Below are 20,446 nucleotides of genomic sequence, written 5' to 3'. Positions count from 1 at the left end.
GCACGATGTGCGCGAAAAGCCAACGAAGCGGCGATGAGGCACCCCCCAATCGCCGACGTATCCCCCCATCGCGCACATCGTGCGCTCCTACACCGCGTATGTCGGTAGATGGAGGCGTTGGTTATCGGTTACCGCTGCGGTTGCCGCCGCCGGCACCGCCGCCGCGATTGCCACCGCCGCCGCCGCCCGGACGCGGGCCACGGTTGCCACCGCCACCGCCACCCGCACGCGGGCCGCCGCCGGTGCGATTGCCACCGCCGCCACCTGCACGGTTGCCGGCGTTGCCGCCGCCACCGGGACGACCGCCACGATTGCCGCCGCCTTCGAAGCGTGCGCCACCGCCGCCACCCGGGGCGGCGCGGTTGCCGTCGCGGGCGGGACCGGCGGCACGGTTGCCACTCGAACCGGCCGCACGATTGCCACCCGGACCCGCGGCGCGATTGCCACCCGGACCCGCGGCGCGATTGCCACCGGTGCCCGCGGCGCGGTTGCCATATCCGCCACCGCTGCCGGTATTGCCGTAGCCGCCACCGGCACCCGCGTTACCGGTGTTGCCACCGCTGCGGCCACCAGGACGCGGACCACGGTTGCCCGCGCCGTTGCCCGTCGCGTTGCCTGCATTGCCGCCGCCGGTGCGCGAGTCGCCAGCGAACCAGGTGCGCACGCCCGGCAGTTCCTGGCCCGGTGCGACACGACGCTTGCGCTGCGCGCCGCCGGCGGCATTGCCGCCGCGTTCGGGACGCGCCACGTTGCCGTTGACCTCGCGACGCGGAGCGCCGCCCTGGCCACCACGGCCGCCGGCACCGCCGCCGCCCGCACGACCACCACGGCCGCCGCGCGGGTTGTCGTCGCGCAGGCGATCGAACGCGGTCAGCTCGCGGGCTTCGTCGTGACGGCCCGAGCTCCAGGCGCTGGCGCCACCGGCGTTCGGCTTGTATTCGGTGACGTGGCGCGGTGCGCGGCGCTGGTGCACCACGGCGCTCAGCGTCAGCACCGGCGCGGGAGCGCCCAGGCCGGACCGCTCGCGCAGTTCCTTGATGGCGGTTTCGTCCAGCGATTCGCAGTCGCCGCGACGCAGCGCGCGCGGCAGCTCGACGGTGCCGTAGCGGATGCGCTTGAGGCGGCTGACCAGGAAGCCGGCGAAATCCCACAGGCGGCGGACTTCGCGGTTGCGACCCTCGCGGATGGTCACGCGGAACCAGCTATGACTGCCGCCGCGGCTGATCGTGGCGATCTCGTCAAAGCGGGCGGGGCCGTCTTCGAGTTCGACGCCGGCCTTCAGGCGCTCGATGGTCTCGTCGGGCACTTCGCCGTGCACGCGGCAGAGGTATTCGCGCTCGAGCCCGCTCTTGGGATGCATCAGTGCGTTGGCCAGTTCGCCATCCGTGGTGAGCAGGAGCAGGCCGGTGGTGTTGATGTCCAGGCGACCCACGGCCACCCAGCGCGCACCCTTCAGGCGCGGCAGCTGTTCGAACACGGTGGGACGGCCCTCGGTGTCGTCGCGCGTGGTCACCACGCCTTCCGGCTTGTGGTAGACCAGCACCTCGGCATCGTTGCGGTTGTCGGTGGCGACGACGAACTGCTTGCCGTCGATCGTCACGCGGTCGCCGGCATGCACGCTGGCGCCGATGGTGGAGACGGTGCCGTTGACCTCGACCTCACCGGCCTGGATGCGCTGCTCGAGCATGCGGCGCGAGCCGAGGCCGGCGTTGGCCAGGACCTTGTGCAGGCGCTCTTCGAGCTGCGGGCCTTCTTCGGTGCGGTTCTCACCGCGCTTCAAACTGAGTACGGAACGTTGCGGCGCATTCATGCGCGTGACTCCTCGGTATCTTTGCGGGCGTCGTCGTCGACGTCGCCTTCGGGGTTCTCTGCCTCGTCGGCAGTGGGGGAAGCCGCGGCGACGTCGTCGTCGCCGGCAGGCATGTGGTTCGCCACGTCGACATCGACGCCCTCGTCGGGCGCGGTCTCCACGGCGGTGCGGTCGATCGTCGGGGCTTCGGCCACGACATCATCGGTGGGTTCGGGATTCGTGGGGCTTTCGTCGTCCACGTCGACCGGAAGATCGGTCGGCATGGACGCCTTGGCGGGAACGCCATCCGCATCCGACAGGCGAAGCTGGGGGTTGAGCTCTTCCAGGTCGCGAATTTCGGAAAGCGGGGGCAGGGCGTCCAGCGATTTCAGGTTGAAGTAATCGAGGAAGAGCCGGGTGGTGCCGAACAGGGCCGGCTTGCCGGGTACGTCGCGGTGGCCGACGATGCGGATCCACTCACGTTCTTCCAGCGTCTTGATGATGTTCGAGGACACCACCACGCCACGGATCTGTTCGATCTCCGGACGCGTGATGGGCTGGCGGTAGGCGATCAGCGCCAGGGTTTCCAGCAGGGCGCGCGAGTAGCGGCTGGGTTTTTCGGCCCACATCCGCGAGACCCAGGGGTGAACTTCGCGGCGGACCTGGTAGCGCCAGCCGGTGGCCACTTCCTTCAGTTCCACACCGCGACCGTCGGTGTCGTGCGTGAGGGAGGCCAGGGCGACGACCAGGTCGTCGTCGGTGACTTCATCCTCTTCGGCGAAGATCGCCTTCAACTGCGCGACCGTCATCGGCTGGGTCGACGCAAGCAGCGCCGCTTCCACGATGGGTTTGAGTTGTTCGGGTTGCATAGGCCTTCGGGTGCTTGCTTGGGTCAGGCGAGCGCTTCTTCGCGCGCGGCCTCCGTCTGTACCTTCGTCTTCAGGTAGATCGGCCCGAGAGCCTCCTCCTGAACGATCTCGATGAGCATTTCCTTTGCCAGCTCGAGCATGGCCAGGAAGGTGACCACTACACCGAGTCGGCCTTCGCTGACGTCGAACAGCGTTTCAAACCGGCGGAAGCCGCCACCTTCGCTCAGCGTGCCGAGCAGGTCGCCCATGCGCTGGCGGACGCTGAGCGGCTCGCGCTGGATCGCATGGTGCGTGAACAGGTCGGCGCGTCCCAGCACGTCCTTGAGCGCGAGCAACATCTCCCTGAGGTCCAGCGGCGGCGGCACCCGGACCACGGTGTGCTCGCCGACGAAGGCGTGGACCACCGCCGTGTCGCGTTCCAGCCGGGGCAGCTCGTCGATATCCGCCGCGGCCCTCTTGAAGCGTTCGTACTCCTGTAACCGCCGGACCAGCTCGGCGCGGGGGTCGTCTTCCAGGCCTTCTTCCGCGGGAGGTCTCGGCAGCAGCAGCCGGGATTTGATCTCCGCGAGGATGGCGGCCATCAGCAGGTATTCCGCCGCCAGCTCCAGGCGCATCACCTCGCGCATCATCTCGATGTAATCCATGTACTGCCGGGTGATTTCGGCGACGGGGATGTCGAGGATGTCCAGGTTCTGCCGGCGGATCAGGTAAAGCAGCAGGTCCAGCGGACCTTCGAACGATTCGAGGATGACCTCGAGGGCGTCCGGTGGGATGTACAGGTCCTGGGGCATGTGCAGCACGGGTTGCCCGCGCACCAGCGCAAGGGGCATTTCCTGTTGCTGCGGGATGCCCGCGAAGGCACCCGGCATGTTTTCGACCACCTGGACGTCGGTTGTCTCGTTAGTCATCGGCACACGTCAGAAGGGTCGCGAGTGCGACCGGGAACGCAACAATCGATGCCGTCCGGCGGCCATACCGCCGCCTCGTCCGGCATGCCACGCATCGTCGCCGACGAGCGAAAGGCCTTGCCGCTGGACACCCCAGGAGGGTCACCGCCTGTGAAGAATCGTCGGAAGCTGTCAGCTGCCGGTCCAGAAGACGGACCGGGGAGGGCGTGACGCCCGAATAAGTTCACCCGAATGGACACAGGGTATCGCCTGTTTCCGCGCAAGTCCAGCGGGGCCATGCGCCGGGCACTCCGCGGTTTTGGCACAATGGACGAATGCAGCCCGCCGACCGCGCGATCATCCACGTGGACATGGACGCCTTCTACGCGTCCGTCGAGGAACTGGACGACCCCAGTCTCGTGGGCAAGCCGGTCATCGTGGCCGGCCTAGGGCGGCGCGGCGTGGTGTCCACGGCCAACTACCAGGCCCGCACCTACGGCGTGCGCTCGGCGATGGCCACGGCCGAGGCGCGCCGCCGCTGCCCGCACGGGATGTACATCTACCCGCGCCACGCCCGCTACGCGGAGATATCCCGGGTCGTGTTCGGGGTGTTCGCCGAAGTCACCCCGATGATCGAAGGCCTGTCGCTGGACGAGGCCTTCCTCGACGTGACCGCCAGCCTGAGGCTTTTCGCCTCCATCGAGGCGATCGGGCGCCGGGTCAAGGAGGCGATCCGGGCCCGCACCGGCCTCAATGCCTCGGTGGGCATGGCCCATAACAAGCTGCTGGCCAAGCTGGCCAGCGAGCTGTCCAAGCCCGACGGCTTCCTGGTTATCCCGCCGGACCAGGTGCGTGGCTATCTCGATCCGCTTCCCATCGGGCGGATGTGGACGGTCGGCAAGGTGGCCGAGGAGGCCTTGCAGCGGGTCGGCATCCGCACCATCGGCGACCTCGTGCACGCGGACGCCTGGCGACTGAACAAGGCGGTGGGGGAGCGTCACGCCGCGCAATTGCGCCAGCTCTGCCGGGGCGAGGATCGTCGTCCGGTGGTCACCGACGCCCCCGAGGTGTCGATCGGCGCCGAATGGACCTTCGAATACGACGTGGAAGACCTTGGCATCGCCGAGGCCTGGCTGCTGCGCCAGTGCGAGCGGGTCGGCGCGCGCGCCCGCAGCCGTGCGGTGGAGGCCCGTACGGTGTCGGTCAAGCTCCGCGAGCCGCCCTTCGTCACCCACAGCCGCCAGGCATCGCTACCCGTTCCCGGCAACGCTACACCGGCTATCTACGAAGTGGCACGTCGCTTGCTTCACGTTTGGTGGAACCAACATCCCCGCCCGCGATTGCGGCTGCTGGGGGTGACGCTTTCGGGATTCGACGCGCGGCGCGGCGACGAGCAGCAGGACATGTTCGCGGCACCCGCAACGAAAAAACCATCCGATGGCGTGCAGGATCTGATCAACGGGCGCTTCGGCGCCGGGGCGCTGGTACGTGCGGGTGTGCTTAAAACGCGTGGCAGCGAATGAACGCTTACGTTAAGGAGCGGAACCTCCGACTGCGCTAATGTGTCCGTTTGTGACACGAAAGGTAAGTCGGTCGAGGTGTGACCATGCAAATCGCCACAAGCACGAACGTTGAACCGGTATGGACCCAAAGGCAGATGTCGTCTGACAAGGAAGGAATGCGTTACCGCCACGCACGCATGAAAGTGCACAGTGCCGTGCTGATGAGCCGTGGCGGCGAAGCGCACCCCACCGACCTCGTGGATATCTCCGCCACGGGCGCCTTGCTGCGCCGCCCGCTCGGCTGGCGCGGCGAGCCCGGCCAGACCTGGGTCCTGGACATGATCTTCGGCCACGACCTGCACATCCACATGGAAGCCAGCGTCGCGCGCGTGTCCGCCCGCCAGATCGGCCTGGAATACACCCTGATTCCCGAAGACAAGCAGTCCGCGCTATGGGAGCTGCTGGGCGGCTACGCCGACACCCTCGAGGCCTGGCAAGACCCGTAATACGTCACAAGCCCCCCCCCCCTCGAAACGCACGCGCCCGCCAAAACAGAGGTGTAGGAGCGCACGATGTGCGCGAACCCTCAACCCCCACCGAAACGAATGAAGCCCTCCCGCCTGAACAGGCGAGCGCTTCCGTGACCCCCGGCATTCGCTCTTCCGGCGCAACATCATTTCTTCCGACGCCCGGAAACGCTCGCACGGATGCCGTGCACCGCCTTTGTGACGCCTCCTTTGTGTCGCCCGGAAACGCCTGCACGGAGTCAGTGCGCGGCCTCATTCGCCATAGAAACGTTGAGGGTTCGCGCACATCGTGCGCTCCTACACCTCTTGTGTGAGCCGGGGTTTAGTCAGACCTGGGCGCGCTTGCGGCGATCCTCGTCGCGCAGTTCGCGACGCAGGATCTTGCCGACGTTGGTCTTCGGCAGGGCATCGCGGAACTCGATCTGCTTGGGACGCTTGTAGCCGGTGAGGTTTTCCCGGCAGTATTCGCGCAGGGCTTCCTCGGTCAGCGAGGGGTCCTTGCGGACCACGAACAGCTTCACCACTTCGCCCGAGTGCTCGTCGTCGATGCCGACGGCAGCCACCTCGTTGACGCCGGGGTGCCGGGAGACGATGTCCTCGATCTCGTTCGGATACACGTTGAAGCCCGAGACCAGGATCATGTCCTTCTTGCGATCGACGATGAAGGCCTGGCCGTTCTCGTCCATCCTGGCGATGTCGCCGGTGCGCAGCCAGCCGTCGGCGTCGATCGCCTTGCTGGTTTCCTCGACCTGGTTCCAGTAGCCCTTCATCACCTGCGGGCCCTTGATGCAGAGCTCGCCGGCTTCGCCCACGGGCAGCACGCGGTCGTCTTCCCCGCGAATCTGGGCGTCGGTGTTGGGGATCGGGTAACCGATGGCGCCGGTGTAGCCGGTGACGTCAACCCGGTTGGCGAACGCGACGGGCGAGGTTTCCGTCAGTCCGTAGCCTTCGATGATGACGCGCCCGGTGACCTTCTGCCAGCGATCGGCCACGGAGCGCTGCAGGGCCATGCCGCCGGCCATCGCCAGGTGCAGGTGCGAGAAGTCGACCTGGTCGAAACCCGGCGTGTTGAGCAGGCCGTTGAACAGCGTGTTGACGCCGGTGATCGCGGTGAACTTCGTCTTGCGCAGTTCCTTGACGAAGCCCTTCATGTCGCGCGGGTTGGTGATCAGGTGGTTCAGGCCGCCCAGGCTGGCGAAGATCAGGCAGTTCACCGTGAGCGAGAAGATGTGGTACAGCGGCAGCGCGGTGATGACCGTTTCTTCGCCGAGCTTGGCGAAGCCGGCTACCCACGGGCGCGTCTGCAGCATGTTGGCGACCATGTTGCGGTGGGTGAGCATCGCGCCCTTGGCCACGCCGGTGGTGCCGCCGGTGTACTGCAGGAAGGCCAGGTCGTCTGGACGGATCGTGACGGCGGGCAGCGCATGCGCCTTGCCCCTGGCCAGCGCATCCTTGAAGCGGATGGCCAGCGGGATGCGGAAGGGCGGCACTTCCTTGCGGACGCTCTTCACCACGAAATTGATGATGTTGCCCTTGGGGAAGCCAACCATGTCGCCCACGGCCGTGGTGATCACCCTCTGTACCTTGGTGCCGTCCAGCGCGTGCTGCGCGGTAGCCGCGAAGTTGTCCAGCACGACCAGGGCCTTGGCGCCGGAGTCTTCCAGCTGGTGGTGCAGTTCGCGCGCGGTGTACAGCGGATTGGTGTTGACCACGGTGAGGCCGAGGCGCAACGCACCGAACAGGGCGATGGGGTACTGCAGGAGATTGGGCAGCATGATGGCGATGCGGTCGCCCTGCTTCAAACCCATCTCGCCGGAGAGGAAACCGGCGAAGGCCGCGGAGAGTTCGTCGAGTTGCCCGTAGGTCAGTACCTTGCCGAAGTTCGAGAACGCGGGGCGGTCACGAAATTTCTTAAAGGATTCTTCGAAAACGGCCGCGACCGAGGAGTAACCGTCGATGTCGACCTCGGCCGGGACACCGGCCGGGTAGTGGGCAAGCCAGGGACGCTCAATGCTCATGGATCGGACGGGCTCCGTAGTGTGACGTGACGCACGGCAATCGTCGTACGATCGCGGCATTGGAGCATACGCCCGCGTATAGCGGCAAGCCGCAATGCAACGTGAAACAGGCGGGGAGATGGTGTCTTCGGGTGCGTGCGATGGGCGGTCCTGCGGTGTAAGCGACATCGCCCACATCGTGGGCTCCTGTGGCGTGGGCTGCTGCGTAAATGACATCGCCCACATCGTGGGCTCCTACTCGATGCGATACGGCATCGTGTAGGAGCCCACGATGTGGGCGATGCTTTTACCCGCCTACCAGGCTAGTAAACCCTCAGGCCGCCTTAGCCAGCTGGCGCAGCACGTACTGCAGGATGCCGCCGTGGCGGAAGAACTCGCGCTCCTTCGGGGTCAGCAGCAGCACCTTCACGGTGAACTCCTTGACCGAGCCGTCGGGGCGCGTGGCCTTGACCGTCGCGGTCTTCGACTCGCCGCCGTTGAGGCCGGTGATGTCGAACACTTCGTCGCCCTTCAGTCCCAGCGTCTGCGCGTTCTCGCCTTCCTGGAACTGGCAGGGCAGGACGCCCATGCCGACCAGGTTGGAGCGGTGGATGCGCTCGAAGCTCTCGGTGATCACGGCCTTGACGCCGAGCAGCAGGGTGCCCTTGGCGGCCCAGTCACGCGACGAGCCGGTGCCGTATTCCTTGCCGGCGAGGACCACCAGCGGCGTGCCTTCGGCCTTGTACTTCATGGCGGCGTCGTAGATCGCCATTTCTTCGCCGGTCGGGATGTACCTGGTGAAGCCACCCTCGACGCCGTCCAGCATCAGGTTCTTGATGCGGATGTTGGCGAACGTGCCGCGCACCATCACGTCGTCGTTGCCGCGACGCGAACCGTAGGAGTTGAAGTCCTTCGGCTCGACACCCTTGGAGATCAGGAAGCGACCCGCCGGGGAGTCCTTCTTGATCGAGCCCGCCGGCGAGATATGGTCGGTGGTGATCGAATCGCCGAAGATACCCATGGCGCGGGCGCCGTGGATGTCCTCGATGGTGCCGGCCTCGGCGGACATGCCGTCGAAGTAGGGCGGGTTCTTGATGTAGGTCGAATCGTCCCAGGCGTACGTCTGGCCATCCGGCGAGGCGATCTGGTTCCAGCGGCTGTCGCCCTTGAACACGTCGGCGTAGCTGTCCTTGAACATCTGCGGATTGATGGCGCCCGCGATGGCGTCGGAGATTTCCTGGTTGCTCGGCCAGATGTCCTTCAGGTACACGGGCTGACCGTCGCTGCCGTTGGCGATCGGATCCTTGGTCAGGTCGATGTCGAGCGTGCCGGCCAGCGCGTAGGCGACCACCAGCGGCGGCGAGGCCAGGTAGTTCATCTTCACTTCCGGGTGAACGCGGCCTTCGAAGTTGCGATTACCCGACAGCACCGACGCCACGGCGAGGTCGCCCTCGGCGATACCCTTGCTGATCTCGGCCGGCAGCGGGCCGGAGTTGCCGATGCAGGTGGTGCAGCCGTAGCCGACGACGTAGAAGTTGACCTTCTCCAGTTCGGCGAGCAGGCCGGTCTTCTTCAGGTATTCGGTGACCACGAGCGAGCCTGGTCCGAGCGAGGGCTTGACCCACGGCTTGGAGGTGAGACCACGCGCGGCGGCCTTCTTCGCCAGCAGGCCGGCGGCGAGCATGACGGCCGGGTTGGAGGTGTTGGTGCACGAGGTGATCGCGGCGATGACCACCGAGCCGTCGTTGATGCGGAACGAGGTGCCGTCCTTCTCGACCAGCACGCCGCCGTCTTCACCGACGTTGTTGGCTTCATTGCCGACCGCAGTGCCGCCGCCTTCATTGCTGAAGCTGGCTTCGCCGTGGCTCTTCGGCTTGCGGTTGGCGGTGAGCGAACCGACCACGTCGAGGAAGCTCTGCTGCACGCCTTCCAGCAGCACGCGATCCTGCGGACGCTTCGGGCCGGCGAGCGACGGGCGCACGTCGGCGAGGTCCAGTTCGAGCACGGTGGTGAACTCGGCTTCCGGCGTGTCGGCGTCGTGCCAGAGGTTCTGCGCCTTGGCGTAGGTCTCGACCAGCGCGATCTGCGCTTCGTCGCGGCCGGACAGGCGCATGTAGTTCAGTGCTTCCTGGTCGATCGGGAAGATGCCGCAGGTGGCGCCGTATTCCGGGGCCATGTTGGCGATGGTGGCGCGATCGGCCAGCGGCAGGTTCTGCAGGCCGTTGCCGAAGAACTCGACGAACTTGCCGACGACGCCGAGCTTGCGCAGCATCTGGGTCACGGTGAGCACGAGGTCGGTGGCGGTGACGCCTTCCGGCAGCTTGCCGGTGAGACGGAAGCCGACGACCTGCGGGATCAGCATGGAGGAGGGCTGGCCGAGCATGGCCGCCTCGGCTTCGATGCCGCCCACGCCCCAGCCCAGCACGCCGATGCCGTTGATCATCGTGGTGTGCGAGTCGGTGCCGAACACGGTATCCGGGTAGGCGAACGACTCGCCGTCCACTTCATTGGTGAACACGACGCGGGCCAGGTTCTCCAGATTGACCTGGTGGACGATGCCTGTGCGCGGCGGCACGACCTTGAAGTTGTTGAAGGCTTTCTGGCCCCAGCGCAGGAAGGAGTAACGCTCCTGGTTGCGCTCGAACTCGATCGCGACGTTCTCTTCCAGCGCGCTGGACGAACCGAACGCGTCGACCTGCACCGAGTGGTCGATGACCAGTTCGGCCGGCGCCAGCGGGTTGATCTTGTTCGGGTCACCGCCCAGCCTGGCGACGGCGTCGCGCATGGCGGCCAGGTCGACCACGCAGGGAACGCCGGTGAAATCCTGCAGGACCACGCGCGCCGGCATGAAGGAGATCTCGGTGTCCGGCTCGGCCTTGGCATCCCACTTGGCCACCGCCTCGATTTCCTTGGTGGTGACGTTCACGCCGTCTTCCTGGCGGAGCAGGTTTTCCAGCAGGATCTTCATGGAGTACGGCAGGCGCTTGATATCGTGCTGCTCGCCGAACTTGGCCAGGCTGGCGATGGTGTGCCGCTTGCCGTTGACTTCGATGCTGTCTCGTACCGAGAACGAGTCTTTCATGCTGTACTCCTGGCGTGACGTTCTTTAGCTGGGGAGGCCGGCGAAACCCCCGAGGGCGTCCGCCAAAGCGTCGATTATCGCGCAGTCCGCTGCCCCTGTGCGACCGCCACGGTTCTGGCGTCGGGCTAGAATGGCGGGCTTCGGGGCATGGCCGGGCGATGATTCGGCGGCGAAAGGATGGAGCGGCAGGCGGATGGGTGCAAACGTATTTGATGGCACGCAGCGTTCGATGATATCGATGGCCCTCTCGTCGGTGTCGCTGCGCGACCTCGCCCTGGTCCAGGCCGTGGCCCGGGAAGGCAGCTTCACCGGCGCCGCGCGGGCCATGCACATCAGTCCTTCCGGCCTGTCGCACCAGGTGCAGAAGGTGGAGCAGGCCCTGGGCGTGCCCCTGTTCGAGCGCGGCGGCCGCCGCGTGGTGGCCACGGTGGGCGGACAGCGCCTGCTGGGTTACATCGAGGCGGTGCTGGGCTCCGCCGAGCACCTGGAGCACGCGGCACGCGCCGGCGATGTCGCTTTCGGTGGCGAACTGCGGCTGGGCGTGCCTTCCACCCTGGGGCCCTACCTGCTGCCCCATTTCATCGAGCCGTTTCCGCAGCGCTTCCCGGGCGCGCGGCTGACCATCTCGGAAGGCAAGCCACGCGGCCTGCTGCGGCGCCTGCACGAGGGCGAGCTGGATGCCGTTCTGGCGCCGCCCAGCGTCACGGCCACCGGGCTGGAATCGGCGCCGCTGTTCTTCGAGCCCTATGAGTTGCTGCTCAATGCGGCGCATCCGCTGGCCGGACGCGCCGCCATCGCCCTGACCGAACTGGACGCGGCGGAAGCCACCCTCATGGCGGAAAGCCACGGTAATGGCGTATCCGACCTGGGCATGGCCGGCGCGGCGCGTCCGGAGCGTATCCAGGACGTCAGCCTGGAAAGCCTGGCCACGCTGGTGGCCATGCGCGGCGGCTACACCCTGGTGCCGATCCTGGCGCACGAGCGCCTGGGCTCGATCCGCAACGTGGTGCTGGCCGGCGTGGACGCCGCGCGACCCGGCCGGCACATCGCGCTCTACTGGCGCAGCGCCACGCCATGGCGCGACGACCTGGACCGTTTCGGCGACCTGCTACGCGAGCTGGCGCGGACCATTCCTGGCCTGGATGCAGCCACAAACGCCTAGGCCCTCAACGTCGGGTGTAGGAGCGCACGATGTGCGCGAAAAGCCAGCAAGGCGGAAAAGCGGTATCCCACATCGCGTGCCGATCATTGGGAATGAGGCACCCCGGATCGCGCACATCGTGCGCTCCTACACCCGCCCGCGAGGTCAGGGGGATCGGGGCATATCAACCGCCGTCGTCCAGGGTCGACCCGGTCAACAGGCCACGCGCCAGCATCGCGCATTGCTTGCGGTAGATCAGCAGGTGCCATTGCCGGCCGCCGATCTGGTGGTAGAGCACGGCCGAGCGTACGGACGCCAGCAGCGCGGCCCGCACCCGGTCCACGTTGCCCTTCTGCTGCAGGTGGGTGGGGTTGCCGGTCACCATGACGCGGGGCTTCAGGGTGGACAGGGTGCCGGCGTAGACCTCCGCCAGCCGGGCGGCCACGTTGGGGTGCTCGATCCCGAAATGCTCCACCTGCCGCTGCGTGGACACGATGCCCTCGCGCAGCCGATCGAGCAGGCCGCGATTGCGCGACAGCGAGCGCTCCAGCCGCAGCACGGTGATCGCCATGCGCATGACGGCGACATCGCGGGTGGCATCCTCGAACTGGGCCACCAGCGTGCGCAGGCCACGGCGTACCTTGCCCACCCCGCCGTACACCGAGGCCACCGAGTCGGCGTCGATGCGGAACACGCTGCCGATGCTCGCTTCGAACGCCGCGTCGTCGCAGCGGCCCTCGGTGGCCAGCTGCTGGGCCAGCGAGGCACCCTGGAAAACACCCGCAAGGGCGAGCACGCGTTCTTCGTTCATTCGCAAAGCCTGGAAAAGGAGGCGGCGCGGCTCACGCCAGGCCGCCGTAGGTGGCATCGGTGGCGTCGATCACGGCGCCGCCGAGGCAGGTTTCATCGTCGTAGAACACGACGGATTGGCCGGGGGTGACCGCGCGCTGGGGTTCGTCGAAGCGCACGTGCACGCTGGCGCCGCTCACTTCCACGTGGCAAGCCTGGTCCGACTGGCGGTAACGGGTCTTGGCCGTGCAGCGGAAGGCGGCCGCCGGGGGCTCGCCCGCCACCCAGGTGGCCTCGCCAGCGCTCAGGCGGGTGGACTGCAGCCAGCGGTTCTCGCCGCCCTGGGCCACGATGAGCGTGTTGGCAGCCACATCCTTGCCGACCACGTACCAGGGCTCGTTCGGCGCATCCGCCCGGCCGCCGATGCCCAGGCCGTTGCGCTGGCCCAGCGTGTAGTACATCACGCCCTGGTGCTCGCCGATGACATGCCCCTCGGGATCGACCATGGCGCCGGGCCGGGCCGGCAGGTAGGCCGAGAGGAAGGCGCGGAAATTGCGCTCGCCGATGAAGCAGATGCCCGTGGAATCCTTCTTGGCGTGCGTCGGCAGTGCGGCGTCGCGGGCCATCTGGCGGACCAGCGGTTTTTCGATCTCGCCCACGGGGAACAGCGTGGCGGCCAGTTGCTTCTGGCCCAGCGCATGCAGGAAGTAGCTCTGGTCCTTGGCGGCATCCACGGCGCGGAGCAGGCGATAGCGTTCGTCGCGATAATCGACCCGGGCATAGTGGCCGGTGGCGATCTTCTCGGCGCCCAGGGCCTGGGCGTGATCGAGGAAGGTCTTGAACTTGATCTCGCGGTTGCACAGCACGTCCGGGTTGGGCGTGCGTCCCGCGGCGTATTCGGCCAGGAAATAGGCGAACACGCCGTCCCAGTACTCGCCGGCGAAATTTCTTGCATGGAACGGGATGCCCAGGCGGCCGCAGACGGCCACGGCGTCCCGGCGGTCGTCGTCGGCGGTGCAGGGGCCCGAGCGGTCGTCTTCCTCCCAGTTCTGCATGAACATGCCTTCCACGTCGTGTCCCGCCTGCTGGAGCAGGAGGGCGGCGACCGAGGAGTCCACCCCGCCGGAGACGCCCAGGATTACCTTCACGCGACCGCCCCTGGCAGTCGGCAGCTCACGGTGTCCAGCGACAGGCGGCGCCCGTCCAGCCAGGCGTCGATGGTTTCGAGGACCAGCGGACTGCGCAGGCGGGGGCCCAGGGCCGCTATTTCGTCGCGGCGCAGCCAGATCGCCCGCCGGATGCCGTCATCCAGGGGGCGGTCCGCATCGTATGACTCCACATGACCCGCAAAACCGAAGCGCAGCACCTGTTCGCCATGTTCCGGGCTGGCCCACTGCCACACGCCCAGGAAGTGGTCCAGCGCGATGGTGTGCCCCGTTTCCTCCAGGGTTTCGCGGATGGCCGCGGCCTGCAGGCTCTCGCCCGGATCGAGGTGCCCGGCCGGCTGGTTGTACGCCACCTCGCCGAAGACATCCTCCTCGACGATCAGGTAGCGGTCGCCCCGGGCGACCACGCACGCCACCGTGGCGCGGGGGCGCCAGACGTTTTCTGGCTGGGAAGGTGTCGGCGGCATGGGCGTGGTGATCGGTCTGGCTCTGGAAAAAGGCATATTGTGCCATCACCTGTGGAAATCGAGCCGGAGGGTGGGCGAATTCCGGTGTATATAATCGAATCGCGCACCGACAGGTTCTTAATTAATGTCCCAGGAACACGAACACGATCAGGAAAGCGATCGCGGCCACGGGCTAGCGGTCGAGACCGTCAGACCGGAAACGGCAAGACCGCCCCTTTTCCAGGTGGTTTTGCTCAATGATGACTTCACCCCCATGGATTTCGTGATCGAGGTGCTACGCAGTTTCTTCGGCATGGACCAGGAACGGGCCGTGCAGGTCATGCTCCATGTGCATACCCGCGGCAAGGGCGTGTGCGGCGTGTTCACTCGCGAGGTGGCAGAAACCAAGGTGACGCAGGTCAACGAGTACGCGCGAGCCAATCAGCATCCGCTCTTGTGCACTATGGAAAAAATGTAAGCGCTACCCCATCTGGTGTTCATGCGGCAAGACGAAGGGGCTGGTCCCCGCCGCCCACATCTATCGGAGACGGTCCGTATGTTCAGCAAGGATCTCGAAGTCACCATCGGGCACTGCTACAAGCAGGCTCGCGAACAGCGCCACGAATTCATGACCGTCGAGCACCTGCTGCTTGCGCTCACTGAAAACACGTCCGCTTTGGCCGCCCTGCGTGCCTGCGGCGTCGATCTGCCGAGGCTTTCGGCCGATCTGCAGCGCATCGTCGCCGAAACCGTGCCGGTGCTGCCGGCCGGTGACGAGCGCGACACGCAGCCCACGCTGGGTTTCCAGCGTGTCTTGCAGCGCGCCGTGTACCACGTGCAGTCGTCGGGCCGGAAGGAAGTCACCGGCGCCAACGTGCTGGTGGCGATCTTCGGCGAAAAAGACTCCCACGCGGTCTATTTCCTGCATCAGCAGGAGATCACCCGTCTTGACGTGGTCAATTACATCTCCCACGGCATCGCCAAGATCGGCGATGAAGCGGCCGCGGCCGCGCAAAGCCCCGAGCGCGAAGGGGAAGAGGGCGGTGAAGGCAAGGGCAATCCGCTCAACGAATACGCCGCCAACCTCAACGAACTGGCGGTGCAGGGCAAGATCGACCCCCTGATCGGCCGCCAGGACGAGGTGGAGCGCACCATCCAGGTGCTCTGCCGCCGCCGCAAGAACAACCCGCTCTACGTGGGCGAGGCCGGCGTGGGCAAGACCGCCCTGGCGGAAGGCCTGGCCAAGCGCATCGTCGAGGGACAGGTGCCCGAGGTGCTGGAAGATTGCACTATCTGGTCGCTGGACCTGGGTGCCCTCGTGGCCGGTACCAAGTACCGCGGCGATTTCGAGAAGCGGCTCAAGGCCGTCATCGGACAGCTGAAGAAGCAGCCCAACTCCATCCTCTTCATCGACGAGATCCACACCATCATCGGCGCGGGTTCGGCGTCGGGTGGCACCATGGACGCTTCCAACCTGATCAAGCCGATGCTGGCCTCGGGTGAGCTGCGCTGCATCGGCTCGACCACCTTCCAGGAGTTCCGCGGGGTGTTCGAGAAGGACAGGGCGCTGGCGCGTCGTTTCCAGAAGATCGACGTGGTCGAGCCCACCGTGGCCGACTCGATCGAGATCCTGAAGGGCCTGAAGACCCGCTTCGAAGAGCACCATTCGGTGGAGTACACCGGTGAGGCCCTGCGTGCGGCCGTGGACCTGTCGGTCAAGCACATCCCCGACCGCCTGCTGCCGGACAAGGCCATCGACGTCATCGACGAAGCCGGTGCCCGCCAGCGCCTGCTGCCCGAGGAAGAGCGCACGGGCAAGGTCGACGTGCCGGAGATCGAATACATCGTGGCCAAGATGGCGCGTATCCCGGCAAAGCAGGTCTCGGCGTCGGATCGCGACGTGCTGCGCAACCTGGAGCGCAACCTCAAGATGGTGGTGTTCGGCCAGGATGGCGCGATCGAGGCCCTGTCGTCGTCGATCAAGATGGCACGCTCCGGCCTGGGTGACCCGTCCAAGCCGATCGGCAGCTTCCTGCTCGCCGGCCCCACGGGCGTGGGCAAGACGGAAGTGACCCGTCAGCTCGCCATGCAGCTGGGCATCGAGATGGTGCGGTTCGACATGTCCGAGTACATGGAGGCTCATTCCGTGTCGCGCCTGGTCGGTGCGCCTCCGGGCTACGTCGGCTTCGACCAGGGCGGCCTGCTGACCGAGCAGATCACCAAGCATCCGCACTGCGTGCTGTTGCTGGACGAAATCGAGAAGGCCCATCCGGATGTGTACAACATCCTGCTGCAGGTGATGGATCGCGGCGTGCTGACCGATACCAACGGCCGCGAAGCCAACTTCAAGAACGTGATCATCGTGATGACCACCAACGCGGGCGCACAGCTCGCATCGCGTCGCGGCATCGGCTTCGTCAAGCAGAACCACGCGACGGACGCCATGGAGACCATCCGTCGCCTGTTCACGCCGGAGTTCCGCAACCGGCTGGACGCGGTGATCCAGTTCAACGCGCTGGACTTCGACCACATCCTGCGGGTGGTGGATAAGTTCCTGATCGAGCTGGAAGCTCAGCTGGCCGAGAAGAAGGTGAGCGTGGATGTCACGCCGGAAGCCCGTCGCTGGCTGGCGGAGCACGGCTTCGATCCGCAGATGGGCGCCCGTCCGATGGCCCGTGTGATCCAGGACAAGGTGAAGCGCGCGCTGGCCGACGAACTGCTGTTCGGCAAGCTGGCCGACGGCGGCAAGGTCACCTTGTCGGTGGACGGCGACGAGCTGCACGTCGAGACGGAGTCGGCGGAACCGGCGGCCGTGACGGCCTGAGTCGGAATGATGGTTTGAAAGACATGCTGGCGTAAGAGAAAGGGCGGCCTGCGGGCCGCCCTTTTTTGCCGCCTGACGTTTACTACTGCCCCATGGAGATAATGCACATGTTCAGCAACGAAACCGAGCCCAAGGCGTCCGCCGGTCAGGGCCAGGGCAGCACCTTCCTCGAAGAAAAAGCCTTCCGCGCGCGTACCGTGCTGGTGTTCGGCACGATCACCGACGCCGTCGCCGCGGATACGGTTCGCCGCCTGCTGGCGTTGGACGCGGAGTCCGATGCGCCGATCGACATGATCGTGTCCTCGCCGGGCGGTCACCTGGAGTCGGGTGACGTGATTCACGACGTGGTGCGTTTCATTACGGCGCCGGTCAACATGATCGGCACCGGCTGGGTCGGCAGTGCCGCCACGCATCTGTACCTGGGCGCGCCGCGCGAGCGTCGGGTCTGCCTGCCGCAGACGCGCTTCCTGATCCATCAGCCCAGCGGTGGCGCCGGTGGTCAGGCCAGCGATATCGCCATCCAGGCCAAGGAGATCATGAAGGCGCGCGAGCGCATCGCCCGCGTGATTTCGCGTGAGAGCGGCCAGCCGATCGAGCGTGTTCGTGAGGATATCGAGCGCGACCTCTGGATGTCGGCCGAAGACGCGGTGACCTACGGTCTGGTCTCGCGCATCATCGAGCATCGCAAGGACGTCCGCCTCGACTGAGTGCGGATCGGTCGGACAACAAAAAGCCGCAGCGTGAGCTGCGGCTTTCTTGGCCTACCGGGTGCGGCGCGAGACGCGCTTACTTCATGCGGTAGGTGATACGACCCTTGGTCAGGTCGTACGGGGTCATCTCTACCTTCACCTTGTCGCCGGTGAGGATGCGGATGTAATGCTTGCGCATGCGGCCGGAAATATGGGCAATGATGACGTGCCCGTTCTCGAGCTGCACGCGGAACATGGTGTTGGGAAGGGTCTCCTGGATCGTGCCTTCCATTTCGATGACGTCGTCTTTTGCCATGTGTTCCGGGTCGGATGAACGGCCGGAATGGCCGCATAAGTCCCTTAGTATGCCATAGCGGACCGGCTCGGGCCAGCCCACGCAGCCGCCTTGGCTCAGGCGAAGTGCTCGTCCAGCTTCTTTCGGATCTCTTCCTCGATGGTGCCCTTCAGGGGCGACAGCAGCATGCCAAGCTCGGCGGTGACGTGCACGTCGGACGGTGACACGGCGATGGCGCCCTTTACCCCGGAACGGGCGAAGCTCATCGTGTCGCCGTCCCAGCGGCCCTCGGTACCGAACTTCTCGCTCATGCGCGCGGCCACTTTCTCGACCACGGCGCGTGCTTCCGCGACGGTCTTGCCATGCGGGCGGCGGATATCGATTCTTGCCATCGGAGCGACCCTCTGCACTGAAAGCGGCGGAGTCTAGCAGGATGGGGCATCACGTCATGTCGACACCTTCGTCGACACCTTTAAGGTCAAACAGATAGCGCACTCTGCTAAAGTTACTTCGTCAACGTCCCGGTTCCTCCATGCGCATCGAATTCGTCAGCTCGGCTCGCGGTGATTTCCACTGGTCACGGCCCGTGCTCACGATCGGCCGTGGCGAGGACAACGACCTGGTCGTGTCCGAAAACCACGTGGCCGCCAGGCACGTCACCCTCCATCGCGACCGTCGCGGCATGGTGCTCGAAGTGGCCCCGTCCACCGGGCGCGTTTATGTCAACGCCCGCCCCGTGCGCGAACGCGCGATCCTGCGCCCGGGTGACAGCCTGTCGCTGGGCGACTGCCGCATGTTGCTGCGCGACGATGCCGACCTGGACGCCCGTCCCACCGTGGAGCCGACAGACCCCCGTTGCACCGTCGCGCTGCGGCCGGTGGCCGGTCCCTTGTCCGGCCGTGTCATCGCCGTGGGCGATCGCCTCGAACTGGGCGCCACGCATGGTGCCTTGCCGCTGGAGCTGCCCGGCAACGACGTCGCCCTGTTGGTGCTGGCCTGGGAGCACGGCGAGCTGATCCTCGACGGCTCCCGCGTCCCGGCGCGCCATGCCGTGCGGGTCAACGGCATCACCGCCGTGCGCGCCGTGCTCCAGCCGGGCGACCAGATCGGCCTGGCCGCGCATCGCTTCGTGGTCGATGCCCCGGGCTGGTCGGCGGAGCCGCCGGTGGTGCTGCCCGAGCCCGCTCCCGCGGCCGACCCCCGCGGCGACGATACCGCCGGCGCACGCGGCGACGTCTGGTGGCTGATCCTCACCGCGGCGTTGCTCGCCGTGGGTATCGCGCTGGTGCTGTTCGTCAAGCTCTGAACCGGGCGCATAATCGGGGTTTACTTCCCGAGGGTGCATCGAGCATGACAAGAGCCTGGAACTTCAGCGCAGGCCCGGCGGCCCTGCCGGAAGCGGTGCTGCGCCGCGCCCAGTCGGAACTGCTCGACTGGAACGGCACCGGTGCCTCGGTGATGGAACTGTCCCACCGCGGCAAGGCTTTCATGGCCCTGGCAGCCGATGCCGAGGCGCGCCTGCGCCGGCTGATGGCGGTACCCGAGGGCTACACGGTGCTGTTCCTGCAAGGCGGGGCCACGCAGCATTTCGCGCAGATTCCCATGAACCTGGCCGGCGCCGATGCGTCGGCCGATTACATCGTGACGGGCCACTGGGGCGAGAAAGCGGTGCGCGAAGCGTCGCCTTACCTCACCGCCCGCGTGGCCGCCACGTCGGAAGACGCCCAGTACCTGGCCCTGCCTGCGCGCGACACCTGGCAACTCGATCCCCGCGCCGCCTACCTGCACTACACGCCCAACGAGACCATCCACGGCGTGGAGTTCCACGACGTGCCTGACGCGGGCGACGTGCCGCTGGTGGCGGACATGTCGTCGAACATTCTCAGCCGGCCGGTCGACGTATCGCGCTTCGGCCTGATCTACGCCGGTGCGCAGAAGAACATCGGGCCCTCCGGCCTGGTGGTGATGATCGTCCGCGACGACCTGCTGGCCCGCGAAGGCCGGCCCATGGCGAAGATATTCCGTTACGCCGAGCACGCCGCCAACGATTCGATGCTCAACACGCCCAACACCTGGGGCTGGTACCTCGCGGGGCTCACGTTCGAGTGGCTGGAAGATCAGGGCGGCCTCGAAGCGATGGGCGAGCGCAATGCGCGCAAGGCGGCCACGCTGTATGCCGCGATCGACGGCTCGGGCGGTTTCTATCGCAGTCCGGTCGAGGTGGCGTCGCGCTCGCGGATGAACGTGCCTTTCACCCTGCACGACAGTGCGCTGGACGCCGCGTTTCTCACTGAATCCGCCGCGGCGGGTTTGCTTGCCCTCAAGGGACACAAGGCCGTGGGTGGCATGCGCGCATCGCTGTACAACGCCGTGCCGCAGGACGCCGTGGATGTACTGGTGAACTTCATGCGGGACTTTACGGCGCGTCACGGTTAAAGTCGGG

At 66.5% G+C, this 20,446-nt stretch carries 18 protein-coding genes; 8 read left to right on the top strand and 10 right to left on the bottom strand.

Annotation, left to right across the window (positions count from 1 at the left end; all coding sequences use genetic code 11):
- Window positions 1-121: 121 nt before the first annotated feature.
- The 3 genes from AB8808_RS14740 to AB8808_RS14730 are packed head-to-tail and all read right to left on the bottom strand — an operon-like array spanning window position 122 to window position 3,488.
- The gene (locus AB8808_RS14740; protein ID WP_369930402.1) at window positions 122-1,810 is read right to left on the bottom strand and encodes a pseudouridine synthase; all 1,689 of its coding nucleotides are present in this window, start codon (window positions 1,808-1,810) and stop codon (window positions 122-124) included.
- Complete coding sequence (scpB, locus tag AB8808_RS14735; protein ID WP_369930400.1) at window positions 1,807-2,658, bottom strand: SMC-Scp complex subunit ScpB; 852 nt, start codon at window positions 2,656-2,658, stop codon at window positions 1,807-1,809. The genes AB8808_RS14740 and scpB overlap by 4 nt, the downstream gene beginning before the upstream one ends.
- Window positions 2,659-2,681: 23 nt before the next feature.
- Window positions 2,682-3,488, bottom strand: coding sequence for a segregation and condensation protein A (locus AB8808_RS14730; protein WP_185754507.1), 807 nt, complete (start codon window positions 3,486-3,488; stop codon window positions 2,682-2,684).
- Window positions 3,489-3,880: 392 nt separating this feature from the next.
- Here AB8808_RS14730 and dinB point away from each other — a divergent pair, with 392 nt between their 5' ends.
- Both dinB and AB8808_RS14720 read left to right on the top strand, forming a co-directional pair.
- Window positions 3,881-5,068, top strand: coding sequence for a DNA polymerase IV (dinB, locus tag AB8808_RS14725; protein WP_369930399.1), 1,188 nt, complete (start codon window positions 3,881-3,883; stop codon window positions 5,066-5,068).
- A 155-nt stretch (window positions 5,069-5,223) separates the two neighbouring features.
- A complete protein-coding gene (locus tag AB8808_RS14720; RefSeq protein WP_369930398.1) occupies window positions 5,224-5,553 on the top strand; it encodes a PilZ domain-containing protein in 330 nt (109 codons plus the stop codon).
- Between the two features lie 347 nt (window positions 5,554-5,900).
- Here the strand turns inward: AB8808_RS14720 and AB8808_RS14715 are convergent, their stop codons facing one another.
- Window positions 5,901-7,592, bottom strand: a complete 1,692-nt coding sequence (locus AB8808_RS14715; RefSeq protein WP_369930397.1) for an AMP-binding protein — start codon at window positions 7,590-7,592, stop codon at window positions 5,901-5,903.
- 313 nt (window positions 7,593-7,905) lie between these two features.
- A complete protein-coding gene (gene acnA, locus AB8808_RS14710) occupies window positions 7,906-10,653 on the bottom strand; it encodes an aconitate hydratase AcnA (protein ID WP_369930396.1) in 2,748 nt (915 codons plus the stop codon).
- 229 nt (window positions 10,654-10,882) lie between these two features.
- On the opposite strand from acnA, the gene AB8808_RS14705 reads away from it, so the two are divergent.
- Window positions 10,883-11,815, top strand: coding sequence for a LysR family transcriptional regulator (locus AB8808_RS14705; RefSeq protein WP_369930395.1), 933 nt, complete (start codon window positions 10,883-10,885; stop codon window positions 11,813-11,815).
- A 163-nt stretch (window positions 11,816-11,978) separates the two neighbouring features.
- On the opposite strand, the gene hflD is transcribed toward AB8808_RS14705, so the two are convergent.
- The 3 genes from hflD to AB8808_RS14690 are packed head-to-tail and all read right to left on the bottom strand — an operon-like array spanning window position 11,979 to window position 14,252.
- Window positions 11,979-12,605, bottom strand: coding sequence for a high frequency lysogenization protein HflD (gene hflD, locus AB8808_RS14700; protein ID WP_369930394.1), 627 nt, complete (start codon window positions 12,603-12,605; stop codon window positions 11,979-11,981).
- A 31-nt stretch (window positions 12,606-12,636) separates the two neighbouring features.
- On the bottom strand, window positions 12,637-13,731 hold the full coding sequence (mnmA, locus tag AB8808_RS14695) for a tRNA 2-thiouridine(34) synthase MnmA (RefSeq protein ID WP_369930393.1): 1,095 nt from the start codon (window positions 13,729-13,731) through the stop codon (window positions 12,637-12,639).
- Window positions 13,728-14,252 (bottom strand): NUDIX hydrolase, encoded by a 525-nt coding sequence (locus tag AB8808_RS14690; RefSeq protein ID WP_369930392.1) that lies wholly within the window; start codon window positions 14,250-14,252, stop codon window positions 13,728-13,730. The genes mnmA and AB8808_RS14690 overlap by 4 nt, the downstream gene beginning before the upstream one ends.
- Window positions 14,253-14,340: 88 nt before the next feature.
- Here AB8808_RS14690 and clpS point away from each other — a divergent pair, with 88 nt between their 5' ends.
- The 3 genes from clpS (at window position 14,341) to AB8808_RS14675 (ending at window position 17,726) form a co-directional block, all read left to right on the top strand.
- Window positions 14,341-14,673: an ATP-dependent Clp protease adapter ClpS gene (clpS, locus tag AB8808_RS14685; RefSeq protein WP_036140598.1), complete on the top strand. Its 333-nt coding sequence runs from the start codon at window positions 14,341-14,343 to the stop codon at window positions 14,671-14,673.
- A gap of 78 nt (window positions 14,674-14,751) precedes the next feature.
- The gene (clpA, locus tag AB8808_RS14680) at window positions 14,752-17,019 is read left to right on the top strand and encodes an ATP-dependent Clp protease ATP-binding subunit ClpA (protein ID WP_369930391.1); all 2,268 of its coding nucleotides are present in this window, start codon (window positions 14,752-14,754) and stop codon (window positions 17,017-17,019) included.
- A gap of 107 nt (window positions 17,020-17,126) precedes the next feature.
- The gene (locus AB8808_RS14675; RefSeq protein ID WP_036140600.1) at window positions 17,127-17,726 is read left to right on the top strand and encodes an ATP-dependent Clp protease proteolytic subunit; all 600 of its coding nucleotides are present in this window, start codon (window positions 17,127-17,129) and stop codon (window positions 17,724-17,726) included.
- Window positions 17,727-17,805: 79 nt separating this feature from the next.
- Here AB8808_RS14675 and infA read toward each other — a convergent pair whose 3' ends face one another.
- On the bottom strand, window positions 17,806-18,024 hold the full coding sequence (gene infA / locus AB8808_RS14670) for a translation initiation factor IF-1 (RefSeq protein ID WP_036140601.1): 219 nt from the start codon (window positions 18,022-18,024) through the stop codon (window positions 17,806-17,808).
- 95 nt (window positions 18,025-18,119) lie between these two features.
- Window positions 18,120-18,395 carry a polyhydroxyalkanoic acid system family protein gene (locus AB8808_RS14665; RefSeq protein WP_036140602.1) on the bottom strand — a complete coding sequence of 92 codons (276 nt, stop codon included), beginning with the start codon at window positions 18,393-18,395 and terminating at the stop codon, window positions 18,120-18,122.
- A 140-nt stretch (window positions 18,396-18,535) separates the two neighbouring features.
- Here AB8808_RS14665 and AB8808_RS14660 point away from each other — a divergent pair, with 140 nt between their 5' ends.
- Both AB8808_RS14660 and serC read left to right on the top strand, forming a co-directional pair.
- The gene (locus AB8808_RS14660; protein ID WP_369930390.1) at window positions 18,536-19,309 is read left to right on the top strand and encodes an FHA domain-containing protein; all 774 of its coding nucleotides are present in this window, start codon (window positions 18,536-18,538) and stop codon (window positions 19,307-19,309) included.
- A gap of 44 nt (window positions 19,310-19,353) precedes the next feature.
- Window positions 19,354-20,439, top strand: coding sequence for a 3-phosphoserine/phosphohydroxythreonine transaminase (gene serC / locus AB8808_RS14655; protein WP_369930389.1), 1,086 nt, complete (start codon window positions 19,354-19,356; stop codon window positions 20,437-20,439).
- Window positions 20,440-20,446: the final 7 nt, after the last annotated feature.

This window comes from Xanthomonas sp. NCPPB 2632, assembly GCF_041228075.2.
In the GTDB taxonomy this organism is placed as follows: Bacteria; Pseudomonadota; Gammaproteobacteria; order Xanthomonadales; family Rhodanobacteraceae; genus Luteibacter.
This window is presented reverse-complemented; position numbering and strand designations above follow the sequence as displayed.

Bases quoted from the DNA above. Each gene is read 5' to 3' on its own strand.
- AB8808_RS14740 (WP_369930402.1), bottom strand. From the start codon at position 1,810: ATGAATGCGCCGCAACGTTCCGTACTCAGTTTGAAGCGCGGTGAGAAC.
- scpB (WP_369930400.1), bottom strand. From the start codon at position 2,658: ATGCAACCCGAACAACTCAAACCCATCGTGGAAGCGGCGCTGCTTGCG.
- AB8808_RS14730 (WP_185754507.1), bottom strand. From the start codon at position 3,488: ATGCCCCTTGCGCTGGTGCGCGGGCAACCCGTGCTGCACATGCCCCAG.
- dinB (WP_369930399.1), top strand. From the start codon at position 3,881: ATGCAGCCCGCCGACCGCGCGATCATCCACGTGGACATGGACGCCTTC.
- AB8808_RS14720 (WP_369930398.1), top strand. From the start codon at position 5,224: ATGCGTTACCGCCACGCACGCATGAAAGTGCACAGTGCCGTGCTGATG.
- AB8808_RS14715 (WP_369930397.1), bottom strand. From the start codon at position 7,592: ATGAGCATTGAGCGTCCCTGGCTTGCCCACTACCCGGCCGGTGTCCCG.
- acnA (WP_369930396.1), bottom strand. From the start codon at position 10,653: ATGAAAGACTCGTTCTCGGTACGAGACAGCATCGAAGTCAACGGCAAG.
- AB8808_RS14705 (WP_369930395.1), top strand. From the start codon at position 10,883: ATGATATCGATGGCCCTCTCGTCGGTGTCGCTGCGCGACCTCGCCCTG.
- hflD (WP_369930394.1), bottom strand. From the start codon at position 12,605: ATGAACGAAGAACGCGTGCTCGCCCTTGCGGGTGTTTTCCAGGGTGCC.
- AB8808_RS14690 (WP_369930392.1), bottom strand. From the start codon at position 14,252: ATGCCTTTTTCCAGAGCCAGACCGATCACCACGCCCATGCCGCCGACA.
- clpS (WP_036140598.1), top strand. From the start codon at position 14,341: ATGTCCCAGGAACACGAACACGATCAGGAAAGCGATCGCGGCCACGGG.
- clpA (WP_369930391.1), top strand. From the start codon at position 14,752: ATGTTCAGCAAGGATCTCGAAGTCACCATCGGGCACTGCTACAAGCAG.
- AB8808_RS14675 (WP_036140600.1), top strand. From the start codon at position 17,127: ATGTTCAGCAACGAAACCGAGCCCAAGGCGTCCGCCGGTCAGGGCCAG.
- infA (WP_036140601.1), bottom strand. From the start codon at position 18,024: ATGGCAAAAGACGACGTCATCGAAATGGAAGGCACGATCCAGGAGACC.
- AB8808_RS14665 (WP_036140602.1), bottom strand. From the start codon at position 18,395: ATGGCAAGAATCGATATCCGCCGCCCGCATGGCAAGACCGTCGCGGAA.
- AB8808_RS14660 (WP_369930390.1), top strand. From the start codon at position 18,536: ATGCGCATCGAATTCGTCAGCTCGGCTCGCGGTGATTTCCACTGGTCA.
- serC (WP_369930389.1), top strand. From the start codon at position 19,354: ATGACAAGAGCCTGGAACTTCAGCGCAGGCCCGGCGGCCCTGCCGGAA.